The organism is Caulobacter sp. FG121 (assembly GCF_057809815.1).
In genome coordinates, this window is the sequence record NZ_JBMDKR010000001.1 from 822,141 (window position 1) to 838,791 (window position 16,651).

At 68.5% G+C, this 16,651-nt stretch carries 16 protein-coding genes; 7 read left to right on the forward strand and 9 right to left on the reverse strand.

Going from position 1 to position 16,651, the window contains the following annotated elements:
- Window positions 1-120: 120 nt before the first annotated feature.
- The 9 genes from ACODSL_RS04250 to ACODSL_RS04290 form a co-directional block, all read right to left on the reverse strand.
- Complete coding sequence (locus ACODSL_RS04250; RefSeq protein WP_488899386.1) at window positions 121-600, reverse strand: hypothetical protein; 480 nt, start codon at window positions 598-600, stop codon at window positions 121-123.
- 341 nt (window positions 601-941) lie between these two features.
- Window positions 942-1,670 carry a sugar phosphate isomerase/epimerase family protein gene (locus tag ACODSL_RS04255; protein ID WP_488899387.1) on the reverse strand — a complete coding sequence of 243 codons (729 nt, stop codon included), beginning with the start codon at window positions 1,668-1,670 and terminating at the stop codon, window positions 942-944.
- A gap of 5 nt (window positions 1,671-1,675) precedes the next feature.
- Window positions 1,676-3,367: a GMC oxidoreductase gene (locus ACODSL_RS04260; RefSeq protein ID WP_488899388.1), complete on the reverse strand. Its 1,692-nt coding sequence runs from the start codon at window positions 3,365-3,367 to the stop codon at window positions 1,676-1,678.
- Window positions 3,367-4,149 carry a hydroxypyruvate isomerase family protein gene (locus tag ACODSL_RS04265; RefSeq protein WP_488899389.1) on the reverse strand — a complete coding sequence of 261 codons (783 nt, stop codon included), beginning with the start codon at window positions 4,147-4,149 and terminating at the stop codon, window positions 3,367-3,369. The genes ACODSL_RS04260 and ACODSL_RS04265 overlap by 1 nt, the downstream gene beginning before the upstream one ends.
- The gene (locus ACODSL_RS04270) at window positions 4,146-5,288 is read right to left on the reverse strand and encodes a Gfo/Idh/MocA family protein (RefSeq protein WP_488899390.1); all 1,143 of its coding nucleotides are present in this window, start codon (window positions 5,286-5,288) and stop codon (window positions 4,146-4,148) included. The genes ACODSL_RS04265 and ACODSL_RS04270 overlap by 4 nt, the downstream gene beginning before the upstream one ends.
- 1 nt (window position 5,289) lies before the next feature.
- A complete protein-coding gene (locus ACODSL_RS04275) occupies window positions 5,290-6,339 on the reverse strand; it encodes a sugar phosphate isomerase/epimerase family protein (protein ID WP_488899391.1) in 1,050 nt (349 codons plus the stop codon).
- 117 nt (window positions 6,340-6,456) lie between these two features.
- Window positions 6,457-8,880, reverse strand: coding sequence for a TonB-dependent receptor (locus ACODSL_RS04280; protein WP_488899392.1), 2,424 nt, complete (start codon window positions 8,878-8,880; stop codon window positions 6,457-6,459).
- 17 nt (window positions 8,881-8,897) lie between these two features.
- The gene (locus tag ACODSL_RS04285; RefSeq protein ID WP_488899393.1) at window positions 8,898-9,881 is read right to left on the reverse strand and encodes a FecR family protein; all 984 of its coding nucleotides are present in this window, start codon (window positions 9,879-9,881) and stop codon (window positions 8,898-8,900) included.
- A gap of 100 nt (window positions 9,882-9,981) precedes the next feature.
- Window positions 9,982-10,503 carry an RNA polymerase sigma factor gene (locus ACODSL_RS04290; protein WP_488899394.1) on the reverse strand — a complete coding sequence of 174 codons (522 nt, stop codon included), beginning with the start codon at window positions 10,501-10,503 and terminating at the stop codon, window positions 9,982-9,984.
- A gap of 194 nt (window positions 10,504-10,697) precedes the next feature.
- Here ACODSL_RS04290 and ACODSL_RS04295 point away from each other — a divergent pair, with 194 nt between their 5' ends.
- From ACODSL_RS04295 to ACODSL_RS04325, 7 genes are all read left to right on the forward strand, one after another.
- Window positions 10,698-11,414, forward strand: coding sequence for a thermostable hemolysin (locus ACODSL_RS04295; RefSeq protein WP_488899730.1), 717 nt, complete (start codon window positions 10,698-10,700; stop codon window positions 11,412-11,414).
- A complete protein-coding gene (locus tag ACODSL_RS04300; RefSeq protein WP_488899395.1) occupies window positions 11,411-12,877 on the forward strand; it encodes an AMP-binding protein in 1,467 nt (488 codons plus the stop codon). Before ACODSL_RS04295 ends, ACODSL_RS04300 begins: the two co-directional genes overlap by 4 nt.
- Window positions 12,874-13,545: an iron-containing redox enzyme family protein gene (locus ACODSL_RS04305; protein ID WP_488899396.1), complete on the forward strand. Its 672-nt coding sequence runs from the start codon at window positions 12,874-12,876 to the stop codon at window positions 13,543-13,545. Before ACODSL_RS04300 ends, ACODSL_RS04305 begins: the two co-directional genes overlap by 4 nt.
- A complete protein-coding gene (locus tag ACODSL_RS04310) occupies window positions 13,535-14,290 on the forward strand; it encodes an SDR family oxidoreductase (RefSeq protein ID WP_488899397.1) in 756 nt (251 codons plus the stop codon). Before ACODSL_RS04305 ends, ACODSL_RS04310 begins: the two co-directional genes overlap by 11 nt.
- A 16-nt stretch (window positions 14,291-14,306) precedes the next feature.
- Window positions 14,307-14,972, forward strand: coding sequence for a tetratricopeptide repeat protein (locus ACODSL_RS04315; protein ID WP_488899398.1), 666 nt, complete (start codon window positions 14,307-14,309; stop codon window positions 14,970-14,972).
- 212 nt (window positions 14,973-15,184) lie between these two features.
- A complete protein-coding gene (locus ACODSL_RS04320) occupies window positions 15,185-16,009 on the forward strand; it encodes an MlaA family lipoprotein (RefSeq protein ID WP_488899399.1) in 825 nt (274 codons plus the stop codon).
- A complete protein-coding gene (locus tag ACODSL_RS04325; RefSeq protein WP_488899400.1) occupies window positions 16,006-16,629 on the forward strand; it encodes an MlaC/ttg2D family ABC transporter substrate-binding protein in 624 nt (207 codons plus the stop codon). Before ACODSL_RS04320 ends, ACODSL_RS04325 begins: the two co-directional genes overlap by 4 nt.
- Window positions 16,630-16,651 lie beyond the last annotated feature (22 nt).

The following is a 16,651-nucleotide window of genomic DNA, read 5'->3' on the forward strand; positions in this document are numbered from 1 at the left end:
TCAGGGGCCGCAGCGATCTATCTGAGCGTGTGCATCCGGAACCAGACCGTCCGGTGGACCTGACGCCGTATGGAAGCGGACGGTGAGCAGGGTCTTTCTGGACGCTGCGCGTGCCGGGGTTCAGCGGCCGGAGAGCTCGTTGACCCGATCGACGAACTTCATCGACTGCGCGAAATGCCGCGTCGAGATCGCTCTGGCCCTGGCGCTGGAGAGAACGCGGGCGGGGACGATGACCCCTCCCTTGGCCCCTGCCTTTTCGCAGAGCCCGTCTTCAACCATCTGGTTCACGTAGCGGCGTGTGGTTTCGTAGGGCGTGCCCAGACTCTTCGACAGGGCATAGACGCTGACGGGCTGTCGCATGTCGTCCGTCGGAATCTCGTCGATGGAGGCAAAGGCATGGGTATTGCCATCCATGCGCCGGATAATCTCGGTGTTGGCGTAGACGATCGTGACCAGCAGTACGCCCTTCACGATATCGCCGTCGGTCATTTCGCTGAGCAGCTTCACCAACTGAAGGAAATAGCCTTCCGAGGCGCGCACGACGGAATTGACGGCCGACACCGGTGGCGACAGGTGGCTGACCTTGGTCTGATTCAACATGCGCTCGAAGCACCACGGGCTGGTTCGGACGCGAAAAGTCAGGCCCGTCAGAAACCATGACGCGAGGCCGGCCTGGCCGACATTGATTTTTATCAATCTAATCAGTCATTTCTTGGCCCAAATCGGTTGCCCCTCGCTTTGAGGGCAATAGACCCGGGCTGAGCGCGCGGCGCGGCGCCTCTATGTGAACGACCCTCCTGCCGCGCCGGTCCCGCCGTTCCTAACGTGAAGGGGCGACTTGATGACGTTGCGTCCGGCGCGGCCTGTGTGGGCGTGGGCGCGCTGCGCCTCGCCCCGGGCATCGCCGTTGGCGGACGTCTCGAAGACGTCGTCTGCCGAGATCAGCCGAGGGTCCGCAGATGCGCCAGGCTAGCCTCGACGCTCGGCCAACCGGGGGCCGGCGGGAAGTCGTGCTCGACGAAATAGTGCTCGGCACCGGCGGCGTCCGCCGCCTGGATCAGAGCCGCGAAATCGAAGGTCCCTGATCCGACATCGGCCATCCCGCCATCGGGCGCCATGTCCTTGAGGTGGATGAGTTTCACCCGTCCGGACATCTTCTCGATGAAGGCCTTGGGGTCTTCGCCACCCTTCTTCAGCCAGTAGACGTCGAGTTCGAAGTCGACAAAGTCAGGATCGGTCTCGCTCACCAGACGGTCGAAGGGCCGGACGCCATCGGTCGCCTCAAACTCGAAATCATGGTGGTGGTAGGCGACGCGCAGCCCCTCCTCCCGCGCCCGCCTGGCGAAGACGCCCAGGGTCGAAATGACCAACATCCAGTCGCGCTGGTCAGGCATCACGAACGGCATCACCAGATAGCGGCAGCCCAGCGTCCGGGCCATGGCCAACACGGCGTCCGGTTGCTCCGCCATGTCGGCCAGGCCCACATGGGCCGAGGGACAGTCCAGCCCGATGGCCTTCATGTGCGCCGCGTAACCGGCGAAATCGGACGTCAGCGGCGCGGCGAATTCCACCGCGTCGTAGCCGGTCTCGCGAATGCGCGAGAGCGTACCGAGAGGATCGGCCGCGAACGGCTTGCGCAGGGTGTAGAGCTGAAGACCGATGGGTCGCATGGGGCTCACAGGCCTCCCTGTTCGAGAAGATCAGCCGCGTGGTTGGCCGCGCGCGCGGTCAGCGCCATGTAGGTCAGTGACGGGTTCATCGAGGCGCTGGAGGCCATCACGGCGCCGTCGGAGCAGAACAGGTTGGCCGCCTCATGCGCCTGCCCCCAGCCATTGAACACCGAGGTCGCCGGATCGCGGCCCATGCGCGCCGTACCCATCTCGTGGATGCGGTCGCCGGGGGGCGTCAGCTCTTCGCTGGCCGCTTCCCAGTCGGTGATGTCGCTGCAGCCGGCGGCCGCCAGCATCTCCGCCGCATCGCGCGCCGCCGCTCGCATCATGGCGTATTCATTGGACCCGTGCGTCGCGCCGATGATCGGCACCGGAACGCCCCAGCTGTCCCGTCGCGTGGTCGACAGGGTCACCCGGTTCTCGGGATCGGGCAGGACCTCGCCGAACGGCAGGAGCGAAAAGCGCCAGCCCCGGTGGCCCTCGTCCTCGTCACCGATGCCGACACCCTGAACGGCGCCCTCGGTGTTGCGTGAGCGGACCGCGCCCCCCTGCATGCCGAAGCCCCGCAGGTAGGGCTTGTCCGCCTCGGTGACGTTGGCGTAGCGCGGGATGTAGATGCCGGTCGGCCGATCGTTCTGGAACGGCACGTCGCCGAAGCCGGGGATGCTGCCGACGATCGGCTTGGTGCTGACATGGTCCATCAGGTTGCGGCCGACCTGGTCGCTGCCGTTGGCCAGGCCGCGTGGGAAGGCCTCGGACTTCGAGTTCAGCAGCAGGGCGGCGGTGTTGATCGCCGAGGCGTTGAGGAAGACGATCCGCGCCTCGAAGATCTCGCCGGTCTTGTCGAGCCGGTTGATCGTCCGCACGCCGGTGACGCGGCCGGTGGCGGGGTCATGGATCACGCTCTCGACGACCCGGTCGGTGAGGACCGTCAGATTGCCGGTCTTGAGCGCCGCCGGCAGGGTGGCCGCCTGGCTCGAGAAGTAGGCGCCGAACGGGCAGCCGTGGTGGCACTTCACATGCTGTTCGCAGCGCTTGCGGCCGACGTCCATCTGGGCCTTGGCGATACGGCTGAGATTGGCAGTCCGGCCCATGATCATCCGGCGCGTGGGGTAGTCCGCCTCGATCCGCGCCTTGGCGGCCAGCTCGACGTCGTTGAACGGAAACGGCGGCAGGAAGTCGCCGTCCGGCAGCTGTTCCAGGCCGTCGTAATCGCCGCTGATCCCGGCGAAGGCCTCGACATGATCGTACCAGGGCTCGAGGTCCTCGTAGCGGATCGGCCAGTCGACGCCGTGTCCGTCCTGCAGGTTGGACAGGAAGTCCTGCGGCGCCCAGCGATAGGACTGCCGCCCCCAGGTCAGCGACCGTCCGCCCAGCTGATAGCCGCGGATCCATCGATAGGGCTTGCCGGGAACGGTCTCGTAGGGGTGGTCGTGATCGCTGGCCCAGAGGGCCTTGTTGGAGTTGAACAAGGCGTAGGAGACCCCGACGTGATAGGGATAGTGCAGGTTCCGCTCGGCCTCGGGGATCTGGTCGTCCCGGCGGCGGAGCTTGAGCGCCAGATCGTGACTCTGATCCGGCCCGTTGGTGACCTCGGGCCCGCGCTCGAGCATCAGCACCTTCAGGCCGCGCTCGCAGAGCTCCTTGGCCGCCCAGCCGCCGCTGATGCCCGAGCCGACAACGATGGCGTCGAACATCACGCCGCTCCCTTTGCTTGTAACGATGGGTCGAACTGGTCGAGCGCCGCCTTGAGCGCCGGGACAGGCTCGCCGCGGGGCACGAACTCATGCCCTACCCAGTGCGGGTAATCCAGATGCCGCAGCAGCCCGGCGATGGCCGGCCAGTTGATTTCCTGCCGGTCGTCGAGGTCGCGTCTGCCCGGAGCGCCGGCCGTGTGAACATGGCCGATCAGGTCGATGTTGGCGCGGATCGTCCGCATCAGGTCGCCCTCCATCAGCTGCATGTGATAGCCGTCGTAGAGCAGCCGCAGGGCAGGCGAACCCACGCCGCGAACCACCTCGGCCCCGAAGGCCGTGCGGTCGCACTGGTGGCCGGGATGATCGACCTTGCTGTTGAGCAGCTCCATCAGCAGACGGACGCCCGCCGCTTCGGCATGGGCCACGACGGGGGCCAGACCCTCGATACAGGCCGCGATCGCGGGCGCGTCGGCGCCGTCGCCGATGCGGTTGCCGGAGAAGACGATCACCGCTTCGCAACCGCCGGCCGCCGCCGTGTCGATGTTGCGGCGGACCTCATCGGCCAGAGCGGCATGAAGGGTCGGGTCGTTGAACCCGCGCTCCAGCGTGTGGCCGGTCAGAGTGACGATGGACAGGCCCGCGTCCTGCGCGACCGGCCAGAGCGGCTCCGGCAGCATCTCCACGCCCTTGGCGCCGGCCGCCGCGGCTTCGCGCAGCAGCGTCGCCGGATCGACCTCGCGGCCGGCCGTGAAGGACCACCAGGCGAAACTCTGCCGCATCATGCACGCGCCTCATGGAGGGACATCCAGCGACCGTCCGCGGCGGCGCTGCGCACCGAAGCCTCGATGAATCGCACCCCGTCGACTCCGGCCGCAACGCCGGGCAGGTCAGTTGCGGGCGTAGGCCTGCCGGCCTTGTGTGCCGACACCAGATCCGCCGCGTCGGCGTAGATCCGGGCGAAACCTTCCAGGTAACCTTCAGGGTGTCCGGCCGGGATGCGCGTGGCCGCCTGCGCCGCCGCCGACAGGCCGGGTCCACCCCGCCGCAGGATCCGGGGCGGCTCGCCGAGCGGCGTGTAGCGGAGGATGTCCGGGTCCTCCTGCGACCATTCCAGCCCGCCCGTCTCTCCATAAAGCCGCAGCCGCAGGCCGTTGGCCGCCCCGACCGCCACCTGGCTGGCCCAGAGTTGTCCCCGCGCGCCGCCTGCCCAACGCAGACGAAGCTGCACATCGTCGTCGAGCAGCCGCCCTTCGACGAACCGCGAGGTCTCGGCGCTGACCTGATCAGCGGCCTCGCCCAGCACGAAGGTCGCCAGGTGGTAGGCATGGGTCGCGATGTCGCCCAGCGCGCCGCCTGGACCAGCCTGCGCCGGGTCGCCCCGCCAGTCGGCCTGTTTGTTGCCGGGCAACGCCGTGGCCAGCCAGTCCTGCGCGTACTCGGCCTGGACCACCCGGATCGCCCCCAGCGTTCCCGCCGCCACCATGGCCCGCATCTGCCGGACCATGGCGTAGCCACTGTAGTTGTGGGTGAGCACGAACGGCGTCCCGGTCCGGGCCACCGCCTCGACCAGATCCAGGGCGTCGGCGAGACCGGTCGTCAGCGGCTTGTCACAGATTACGGCGATGCCTGCGTCGAGAAAGGCCTTTGCCGGAGCGTGGTGTAAATGGTTCGGCGTCACGATGGCCACCGCATCAATCCGGTCTGGCCGGGCGGCCTCGGCCTGCGCCATCGCCCGCCAGTCGCCATAGCAGCGGTCGTCATCCAGCCCGAGCGTCCGACCGAAGGCCTGCGAGCGTCCTGCGTTGCTGCTGAAGGCCCCGGCGACCAGGGTCCAGCGGTCGTCCAGCCGCGCGGCCATACGGTGCACGCCGCCAATGAAGGCGCCCTCGCCGCCCCCGATCATACCCAGAGACAGGCGCATGCTAGCGATCAAGGCCCAGCAGTCTGCGGTTGGCCGCCGCGTCCACGTCGGTGGCCAGGAAGTCGTCGAAGCTCTTGCCCGTCACCTGGATGATGTGGTCGCGGATGAAGGTCGCGCCTTCGCGCGCCCCCTGGATGGGGTCCTTGAGCGCACACTCCCACTCAAGCACCGCCCAGCCCTGGTAGCCGTACTGGGCGAACTTGGAAAAGATGGCCTTGAAGTCGATCTGGCCGTCGCCGAGCGAGCGGAACCGACCGGCCCGCTCCTTCCACGGCGCATAGCCGCTGTAGACCCCCTGCCGCCCGGTCGGCCGGAACTCGGCGTCCTTGACGTGAAACATCCGGATCCGCTCGTGGTAGAGGTCGATGTACTCGAGATAGTCGAGCTGCTGCAGCAGGAAGTGGCTGGGATCGTAGAGCAGGCAGGCGCGGGGATGGTGATCCACCCGGTCCCAGAACATCTCCACGGTCGTGCCGTCGAACAAATCCTCGCTGGGATGGATCTCGTAGCAGAGGTCGACGCCGACCTCGTCGAAGGCGTCGAGAATCGGTCGCCAGCGCCGGGCCAGTTCGTCGAAGGCTTCCTCGATCAGCCCGGCCGGGCGCTGCGGATAGGGATAGAGATAGGGCCAGGCCAGCGAGCCAGAGAAGGTGACGTGGGCAGGCAGACCCATCCGCCGCGAAGCCTTGGCGCCGAGCAGCACCTGTTCGACCGCCCATTCCTGACGCGCCTTCGGGTTGCCGCGTACCCGGGCCGGCGCGGAACCGTCGAACATCTCGTCATAGGCCGGGTGCACCGCGACCATCTGGCCCTGGGTGTGGGTCGACAGCTCTGAGACCTCGAGTCCCGCCGCCGCCAGAACGCCCTTCACCTCGTCGCAGTAGGTATCGCTCTCGGCCGCCAGCTTCAGATCAAACAGCCGCCGGTCCCAGGTCGGGATCTGCACGCCCTTGTAGCCGAGATCGCCGGCCCAGCGCGCGATGGCCTCCAGACTGTTGAAGGGTGGCTCGTCGCCAGCGAACTGCGCCAGAAAAATAGCCGGGCCCTTCATGCATCCTCCCTCGATGGGCGGCCTGCACCGGACCGCTCCGAAACTGTTCGTCCGAGACTAGCATGCGCCGGGCCTTTGGCGAGGTGGGGTCCGGCTTTTGCCCACGAGGTCGCCGATCTAGAACGTGGACCTGAGGGTCAGCTCCACGGTCACCGGACGTTGTGGCGTCTGTTGCGGCGCGAGTCGCAAGGTGAAGGGATTGCCATAGGCAAAGGTGTCTCCGCGACTGTTCGCGGGATTGGTCACCGCCAGGGTCGCCGTCCAGCGGTCCGTGACAAGGCTGCCGGCGACGCGGCCGTCGACATAGTCGCCCATCGTCCGCGATGTCGCCGCGTCAAAGGTCAGCGCAGACTTGCCCACATAGGCGAGGCGGCCATCGAGCGCGAATAGCCGGTTTCGCGACAAGGACCAGGCGTAGTGCGCCGAGACGCCGCCGGTCAGGTCGGGCACCGCCGCCAGCGCCAGGTCGCCATGGGCGGAAAACGCGGCGTTGGCCTGCTCCAGTTCCGGCGCGTTGAGCAGCAGATTGCCCGTCAGCACCAGCGCGCCCGCGCGATAGACGCCTTCGACCTCAACCCCGCGGTTGATCCCGTCCCCGATATTGGCCGTGAACGGCAGGCCGTTGGGCAGCAACTGGTCGCTCTGGATGTTCTGCCAGAACGCTTCGAAGGCCGCCATGCGCAGCTGCAGGCGACCGTCGAGCAGCCGGATGCGGCCGCCGGACTCAAGGCTGATGAGTTCGTCGCCCTGGTAGCGGCGACGGGGCTGGGCGCCGCCGGCGGTCCCGAACGTCTGGCCCGGTGCGCCGGTGGTGTTCAGCCCCCCCACCCGGTAGCCCTCGGCTACCTCGATGTAGAGCAGCGTGGTCGGCGACCTATGCCAGGCCAGCAGCACCTTCGGCGCGAACCCGCTCCGACCGTCAGTCCCGTCATAGGTCGACCCAGTCCCCGCCAGAGGCGCCTCGATCTGGCTGGATACGGTTTCGGACACGCTGAACAACCGCCCTCCGAGGGTCAGCGTCAGCCGGTCAGCGACCGGAAACGTCGCCTCCCCGAACAGCGCCGCTTCTTCGAGACGGTCGTGGCGGTCCTCGCTGAACCCGACCAGCGATCCGGGTCCCGGTCGCTCCAGGGTCAAGCCGATGTCCTGCCGGGTGTGGGCATAGAACAGACCGACCAGCCAGGTGGTCCTCGCGTCGTCGGGCGACATCAGGGTCGCTTCCGTGATGAGGCTGCTGATGTCGTTGGCGTCGTCGAACGCGGCCGGGCCGGCCGGCATCGCGACCGGCGGCGCGGCGGTGGCGTCGTAGCGACTGTCCAGCGTGTGCTCGACGAAGGCCGTCGACCAGCGCAGCCGCGCCCAGCCGAGGTCGCCGGTCAGACCCAGGTTGGCCTCGGCGAAGTCGTTGTCATGCGGCTCGCGCAGACTGTTGCGGCGGGTGTAGGGCGCCTCCGTCTTCAGGCTGTACTGGGTGTCCGCGGAGTCGATCGCCTGACCAATCAGGCCTGCCGTCAGCGTCCAGCGGTCTCCGATCGCCAGCGACGCGGCCAGTCGACCGCCGAAGCGGGTCGTCCGGTTGACGTTGGTCAGTCCCAGACCCGCATCGTCAATGTAGCCGCCGGTCTGCTCCCGCCAGCCCACCGCGCGGACGGCGGCGCGGCCGTCGAACAGGGGCAGGTTGATCATGCCTTCCAGCGTGCCGGACGGGTCGCCGCCAACGGTCGCCGCGAGGCTCGCCCCGACCCATCCGTAGAACCCGGTCGTGTCGGGTTTGGCCGTGACCAGATGCAGCACGCCGCCGAGCGACCCGGCTCCGTATAGCGCGCCCTGCGGACCGCGCAGCACCACCACCTGATCCATGTCGGTCAGACGCAGATCGGGGTCGGGCGCGTTGTAGGTGATGCGCACGTCGTCGACATAGATGCCGACCATCGACTGGGTGCGGCCGGTCAGGGGGCCGTCCGACAGGCCGCGCAGCAGGATCTTGTTCCGCCCCGGCCCGAGGTTGGTGACAGTCATGGACGGCGTCAGCCGGGCGATGTCGGCGGCGTCCCCGACTCCCTGGCCGGACAGGGTCTCCGCGCCCAGCGCCGTGACGGGATAGGCCAGCCGGTCAACAGCGACCGGCCGACGCGTGGCGACCACGACGACCGCTTCCAGATCTGTCGAGATTGAGGTCGGTGGCGCCGCCGGCGGGCCGGGCGGCCGGTCGGGCCGTGCGTGAGGCAACGGCATGACCTCGACCGCCCGGGCGTCGAGGAACCGGAACCCGCAGCCGCTGCCCGCGAGAATTCGCGTCAGGCCGTCCCTGAGGCTGTAGCGGCCGACCAGTGCGCGCCCGTTTTGCCGGCAGGCGGCGATGTCACGGGTGCTGATCGAGATGTCCGCCTGGACCGCGAAATCGACCAGTTCGGCGCCCAGGCTCCCGGCCGGAATATTGAAGACAGGCGTCGGCGAAGCAGCCTTGGCCGCGCCGACGCTCGCCAGGGCCACGATCAGGCCAAGAAGGGGCGCCCAGCGAGGGCGGAAGGCGTCAGGCAAGTCCGGCGTCTCGCGGTTCAGCGCAGGAGAACAGCCTCTCCCCTACGCTCGACAGTGAGCGAAAGGTAGTCCGCCAGCCGGCGAACGACTTGATCCTGATCATCAAGGGTCAGGACGCCGGAAAACCGCTTGCGGCCGGCCACGTCCGAAACCTCGATCCGCGCGCCGTAGCGTCGGTTAAGATCGGCGACGATTTCCGAGAGGCGCTGGTCCTCGCAGATCAGCCGGCCTTCGGTCCAGGCGAAGGCGACCGCAGGGTTCACCCGGGCCTGGCGGGAGGTCGCCGCGCCGACACGATGGGTGAGCTGGTCGCCGACCGTCAGGCGGGCGACCGGCGCGGCGCCCAGGTCCGGCTGACGCACTTCGACCACGCCCCGCCGCACGGTGACCACCACCTGATCGTCGAGGTGGCGGATGTTGAACTCGGTGCCGACGACCTTGACCTGCTGGTCGCCGACCGAGATCAGGAACGGCTTCTCCGCATCGTGGGCGACGTCAAAGCTCGCCTCCGCGGTGGCCATCTTCACCCGTCGCGCGCGCCAGCCGATGCGGGCGGTCAGCTCGGAGTCGGCCCCAAGGTGGATGTAGGTGCCGTCGGAGAGGGTGATCTCACGAGTCTGGCCGGGGTTCGTTCTGTAGATTTCAGGCGTGCCCAACGAGGCTTGCCAGACCACGGGACCGGCCAGAAGGACGAGACAAGCGGCGATCAGCGCGCCCCAGACCGGGCGGGACGGCAGGAAGGACGGGCGCGGCCGGAACGGAATGACCACGCCGGCCGCGTCCTTGAGGCCATGGACGATGGCCTGGGCGTCCTCCTCGATTGACGCGGTCAGCCGTTCGACGGCCTCGAACATCACCAGACGCTCGTCGGACTCGTCGAGCCAGTCGGCCAGCGCGGACCAGTCGGCCTCCGTCGCCGCATCGGACTGGACGCGCACAAGCCAGGCGAGCGCTTCCTCGCGCAGGGCCGGGTCGTCGGGCGGGATGGACTGACCGCTCATCGCGGAGGGTGACTCCTGTAAGACCCGCTGGGGGGTTCTGCCCAAATGACGCCACAAACCGCCAGGCGCCTCCAATATTTCTTTTCGGGGCCGCTGCGGCTCATCGTCCAACCTTCGCGAGAATGCGCTTCAGGCTGGCCATGATGTGCTTCTCCACGCTCGATCGGGAGATGCCCATCGCCTTGGCGGTCTCGGCGTGCGTGAGCCCCTCCAGCTTGTGCAGACGGAAGGCCTCCTTCACCTGCGGCGGCAGGTCGCTGACCGTCGCGATGATCTGGTCGAGGCGCTGGCGGGCGGCGAGCGCCTCGTCCGCGGGCGGGGCCTGGGCGATGTCCTCGCCACTGGCGGTGACGGTCTCGCTGTCGCGCCAGTCGGCGTCGCGGCGAGCCGATCGCGACTGCTGCTTGATGCGATCGAGCATCAGGTTGGTGCCAAGCCGGTAGAGGTAGGCGGCCGGATTGCCGATGTCCTCCGATGGCAGGCCGGCAATCTTCACATAGATGTCCTGGACCAGATCCTCGGCGGCGGCTTCCGAGCGCAAGCGGATGCGGAAATAGCGCACCAGCTCGACGCGGCGCGCCAGATAGACGGCGATCAGGGGATGGCTGTCGCTGTCGTCCAAGGCGGGACGAGACCTCCCGCGGCCGGATTGCCGCCTAGCCCTTCAGTGATCAGGGCGCGACCCGATTTCCCTCATGCCGACCGCCCGCGCAATCGCCAATGTCGATTCCTGTGAGGGGCTTCTCCGACGACGTCGTCATTCCGGACAGAGGGTGTCTGGGCGCGATGCAAGAACGGAGACGAGCCTTGCTGGAAGTGATGATGGTCGATGACGGCGCCGTCCGGGGAAGTCTTCGGTTCGACGCCGATCGCGTTCGCCGGTTCACGGCCGTGGAGCCGGGCCGGATCAGCATTCACCACAGCGGCCGCCCCGACCGCCTGCGGGTGGAAGCCTACCTGGAAGCGGCCTACGCAAAGGCCTTCGACGGCCACATCCGCAGCCACTTCCCGACCCTGATCAGCGTGCAGGACAACGACGGCGTGATCCACGCCGCCGCCGGCTTCCGCTTCGCCGCCGACGCACCGCTGTATCTCGAGCACTATCTGGATGGCCCGGTGGAGGTCGCCGTCGCCGCAAGCCTCGACGATCGCCCTCGGCGCAACCAGATCGCCGAGATCGGCAATCTGGCGTCCGAAAGCCCCGGCGCCTCGCTGTTCCTGTTCCTTGCCCTCGCCGCCCATCTCGACCGGCAGGGCTGCACCCACGCGGTGGCGACCGCCACGAAGCAACTCCGCCGCAGCTTCGCCCGCGTCGGCTTCGCCACAAAGGGCCTCACCCGCGCGCAGCCGGAGCGCCTGCCGGATGGCGGCGCGGACTGGGGCGCCTACTACGCCCGCGACCCGGAAGTGCTGGTCGGCGCGATCGCACCCGCCCTGCCCGCGCTCGCCAGCCTGCTGCTCGCCGATCCGATTCTCGACACCGACGTCACCCCCCGCCTGCATCCGGCCCTGCCGGGGAGCGTGGTCCAGTGAGCCGCGTTCTGGACGCCCTGGCGCGCCACGCCGCCGCCTCGCCTGCCGCCATCGCGCTGAGCGACGCGGATCAGGCTTTCACCTACGCCGAACTGGCGCAGGCCGTTGAAGCGACCGCCCTGCAACTGGCGCGGCTCGTCGCGCGGACACGTCCCGGCGCGCCTGTCGCGATCATCCTGGACAACAGCCCGGCCTGGGTCGTGCTCGATCTGGCGCTCGTCAGTCTGGGCGTGCCGAGCCTCCCCATCCCCGCTTTCTTCACCCTGGACCAGCGCAATCACGTGCTGGCGGACGCCGGCGCCGCCCTGCTCATTGCACAGGGGGAAGATGACGCCTCGATCGAGGCGGCCGGTCTTCGACTGGGCGTCAGACTGCTGGCCCCGACCACGGCTGTCCTGCCAGCCGGGACGGCGAAGATCACCTATACCTCCGGGTCGACCGGCCGGCCCAAAGGCGTCTGCCTGTCGCAGGACCAGATGGAGGCGGTCTCCGCCTCGCTGGTCGAGGTGATCGGCGCGGACTACGCCGGCAAGCACCTGCCGCTGCTGCCGCTGTCGATCCTGCTCGAGAATGTCGCCGGCCTCTACACGACCCTTCTTGCCGGCGGTCGCTATCACGTTCTGCCCGCCGCAGACCTCGGCCTGGACAATCCGTTCCGGCCGGACCTCGCCAAACTCGCGGCCGCCATCGCCGGCGAGAAGGCCACCAGCCTGATCCTCGTGCCCGAGCTTCTGCGGGCGCTGTTGATGGTCATGTCATTCGCCGGCGCGCGGTTCCCGGACCTGAGTCTGGTCGCCGTGGGCGGCGCCAAGGTCTCACCCAGGCTGCTCGACCAGGCCGCCTCGCTCGGCCTGCCGGTCTACGAAGGTTACGGCCTGAGTGAATGCGCCTCGGTGGTCGCGTTGAACACGCCCGGCGCCCATCGCGCAGGCACGGTCGGCAAACCACTGCCGCACCTGAAGGTGACCCTGTCGGCTGATGGCGAGATCCTTGTCGGCCCCCGTCCGTTCCTTGGCTACGCTGGCGGAGCGCTCAATGCGGGCGTGGTCGCCACCGGCGACATCGGCGCTCAGGACGCGGACGGCTTCCTGTCCATCGCCGGTCGGCGCGGCAATACGATCATCAACGCCTACGGCCGCAACATCGCGCCCGAATGGGTCGAGAGCGAGCTGCTGGCCCAGCCCGAGATTCGCCAGGCCATCGTCTTCGGCGAAGCCCAGCCGGAACTCGGCGCCCTGATCGTGCCCCTGATGCCCGACCTCGACGCGGCGACCCTCGCCCGCGCCGTCGAGCGGGCCAACGCCAACCTGCCGGCCTACGCGCGGATCGCCCGCTGGATGGTCCGGCCGCCGTTCGACTCCGACGCCGGGGAACTGACCGGCAACGGCCGTCCGCGCCGGGCCGCGATCCTCGCCAACCATCGCCCCTTCATCGAAGCCACCGAACAGGAGACCCGGCCGTGACCTTCTTCCAGCGACTGATCACCGAAACCGCCCCCGGCCAGCAGACCCTGGCCTCCGTGCCGCAGATCCAGGACGGCCTGACCGGCGCGATCTCGCTTGAGACCTACATCGCCTATCTGACCGAGGCCTATCACCACGTGAAGCACACCGTGCCGCTGATGCAGGCGGCCAAGGCCGGACTGGACGACGCCCACCAGCGCTTCCGCGACGCCCTCGACGAGTACATCGCAGAGGAGACGGGCCATGAGGAATGGATCCTCAACGACATCCGCAACTGCGGCGGCGATCCGGAGGCTGTCCGCAACGGCACGCCGCGCCCCGCGACCCAGGCGATGGTCGACTACGCCTACGACTACATCCGCCGGGTCAATCCGATGGGCTTCTTCGGCATGGTGCTGGTGCTCGAGGGGACCAGCGTCCGGCTGGCGACCCAGGGCGCCGAGGCGGTGGCCAAGAACCTGGGCCTCGGTCCGCAGTGCTTCAGCTATCTGACCTCGCACGGCGCCCTCGATCAGGACCACCTTGTCTTCTTCCAGAACCTGATGGGCGAGGTCGACGACCCCGCCGACCAGGCCGCGATCATCGAAGTCGCCGGCGGTGTGTTCAACCTGTTCGCGGGCGTGTTCGCCGCCATCCCCCACAATCGCGAGGCCGCTCATGTCGTTTAAGGACAAGGACATCCTGATCACCGGCGGCTCCGGCGGCCTGGGCGCGCTGATCTGCCGTCAGCTGGCCGCCGAGGGGGCGCGGGTCACGGTGCTGGACCGGATCGACTCCGATGTCGCCGGCCAGACCTTGAAGCACGACCTCGGTTCAGCGGCCGGTCTCGAGGCGGCGGCGGCAGACATCGGCCGGCGTCACTGGGACATTCTCATCAACCTCGCCGGCATCCAGCATTTCGGACCGTTCGAACGGCAGTCCCCGGAGCATCTGGTGACCAGCTACATGGTCAACCTGGTCGCGCCGGTCCGGCTGACCCAGGCTGTCCTGCCGGGCATGAAGGCCCGGGGTCAGGGCCAGATCGTCAACATCGGTTCCATCTTCGGCTCGATCAACTTCGCCCATTTCGTCAGCTATTCCAGCGCCAAGGCCGGCCTGCGCGGCTTCAGCCAGGCCCTGCGTCGCGAGCTCTCGGGGACCGGCGTCGACGTGACCTACGTCGCGCCGCGCGCGGTCCGCACGCCGCTCAACACCCCGGCGGTCATGGAGTTCGCGAAACTCACGCACATGAACATGGACGAGCCCAGGACGATCGCCCGCCGCATCGTCGCGGCGGTCCGCGACCGGCGCCGGGACGTCTACTTCGGCTTCCCAGAAAGCCTGTTCGTTCGCATCAACGCCCTGCTGCCGGGCCTCGTTGACCGCGCCCTGTCCGCCAACGACCGCAAGGCCGTGGCGATGTTCGCCCGCTGACCCCAAGGACACGCCCATGAAACTCGCCCCCCTCCTGATGGCCCTGACGCTCGGCCTGACCGCCGCCGCACCCGCGTTCGCGCGCGACGCCGCTTTCGACGCCCGCATCGACGGCCTCGCCCACGCCTGGGATCACGCCAACTTCGAGGTCCGGGACAAGCCGGCCCAGGCCGCGGCGGCGGCGAGGGTGGCGGCCCAGGCCGACGCCCTGGCCCACCAGTTTCCGGCGCGCGCCGAACCCCTCGTCTGGGAAGCCATCGCTCTGGCCACAGAGGCCGGCGCCAAGGGCGGCCTGGGCGGTCTGGCCCTTGCCAAGGAAGCCAGGGCGCTGCTTGAACGGGCGGAACACATCAATCCCGCCGCGCTCGGGGACGGCTCGGTCTATTCCAGCCTGGGCTCTCTCTATGCCCAGGTGCCGGGCTTCCCTGTCGGCTTCGGCGATCCGGCCAAGGCCCGCGCCTATCTGTTGAAGGGCCTCGCGGCCAATCCGAACGGCATCGACACCAACTTCTTCTATGCCGACTACCTGGTCCGGCAGGGCCAGTATGCGGGCGCCGTGAAAGCGCTTGAAAAGTCGATCGCCGCGCCGGCCCGTCCCGGTCGGGAGGTCGCGGATCGCGGTCGCCGGGCGGAGGCTCAGGCGCTCCTGGCCAGGGCCCGCCAGAAGCTCGCCGGCGGCTGAGACCGTCGCGGCGGTCGGCGCAGCGTAAAAAGCGCAACATCACCATCCCCCCGAATCAGGGATAGCGTTTTCTATGATTACGGTTGAATCGGTTTGCCTCCCTGCCACGTCGCTTTACGGGTGGAGGGGGGACAGGCGAGATACGACACACGATGTCAGTGGAGCGACTCAACAGCGGGGATCGGACGTCAGCGTCGGGACGGCGATCAGCTGTGCGTACCCTGCTGATCGGCGCCGTCGCGTTGGCCTCCTCCATCCTGATCGCCGCGGCCCCCGGCGTCAGCCATTCAGGTGATCCCGAGAGCCTGCCGCTGGCGGGTGGCGTGCCGACCCAGTCGGACCCGCTGCGCAGCTTCAATCGCCGCAACTTCAGACTTAACGCCGCGCTGGACCGGATTCTGATCGGACCGGTCGCCCGGGGATATCGGCGGATCGTGCCGGGCCCTCTGCGGCGCGGCCTGGGCAACGCGGTGGCCAATCTCCGGGAGCCCGCGACGGTGGTCAACGCCGTGCTGCAGGGCCGTCCCAAGGTCGCGACCCGGGCGACGGGGCGCTTCCTGGCCAATTCAACGGTCGGACTGCTGGGCCTGTTTGACGTCGCCGGAAAGAGCGGCCTCGAGCGGCAGCCGGCCGACTTCGGTCAGACCTTGGGGCGCTATGGCGTGGGGTCGGGCCCCTACCTTTATCTGCCTGTCATCGGCCCGACGACGGTCCGCGACGGGGTGGGTTCCATCGTGTCCCTGCTCGGCGACCCGGTCAGCCATGCCACCGGCGGACCCGCCACGGACTTCGCCGTCGGCCGGGGCGCCGTGCGCGCGATCAACGCCCGCGCCGACAATGACGAGACGCTCAGGACCGTGATGGAGGAGTCGACCGACCCTTACGCGACGGTCCGGTCAAGCTATCTCCAGAACCGCGAGGCCATGGTCCGCGAAGCCACCGGCGCGGAGGAGGCCTTGCCCGAGTTCGAGTCTTCCGAGCCTGAGTCGGAACCCGCACCCGGACCACCGCCAGAACCAGCGCCCGCCAAACCATGACCTTTCCCGACCTGAACCGGCGCGCTGCGATCGCCGCCCTTGCCGCTGGCCTGTTCGCGCCGGCCGTCGCAAGCGCCCGTGTGGCCCGCGACGCCGCGGCCGAAGCCTTTGTCCAGACGGAAGGCCAGAAGGTCCTCTCCGTCGTGACCAATCGGTCCCTGACTCCCGCCGCACGGGACGCGGCTTTCCGCCAGATGATCGAACAGCTGGCCGACTTCCAGCGCATCACCGGCTTCGTTCTGGGACGATATGCCCGGATCGCCACGCCGGCGCAGCGTCAGCGCTTCAACACCGTGTTCAAGGGTTACGCCCAGCGGCTGTTCCAGACCCATCTGGCTGCGTTCAAGGGCAATCAGTTGCAGGTGACCGGTTCAGTCGTGCGCGGCCCGGGCGACACGGTCGTCAACACCATCGTCAGCGGCGACCCAAAGTCCGGCCCGCTCCCCGTCGCCTGGCGCATCCTCGGCGGACCGGGAACCTACAAGGCGGTCGATGTCCAGACGCGTGGCGTGTGGCTGGCGATCACGCTGCAGCAGGACTTCGTTTCGACCATCGACAACGCCGGCGGGAACGTGGACGCCCTGATCGCACAGCTCGAAGCCGATGGCGCCCGCCGCTGATGACCCGCTCGCCGAGGAGACC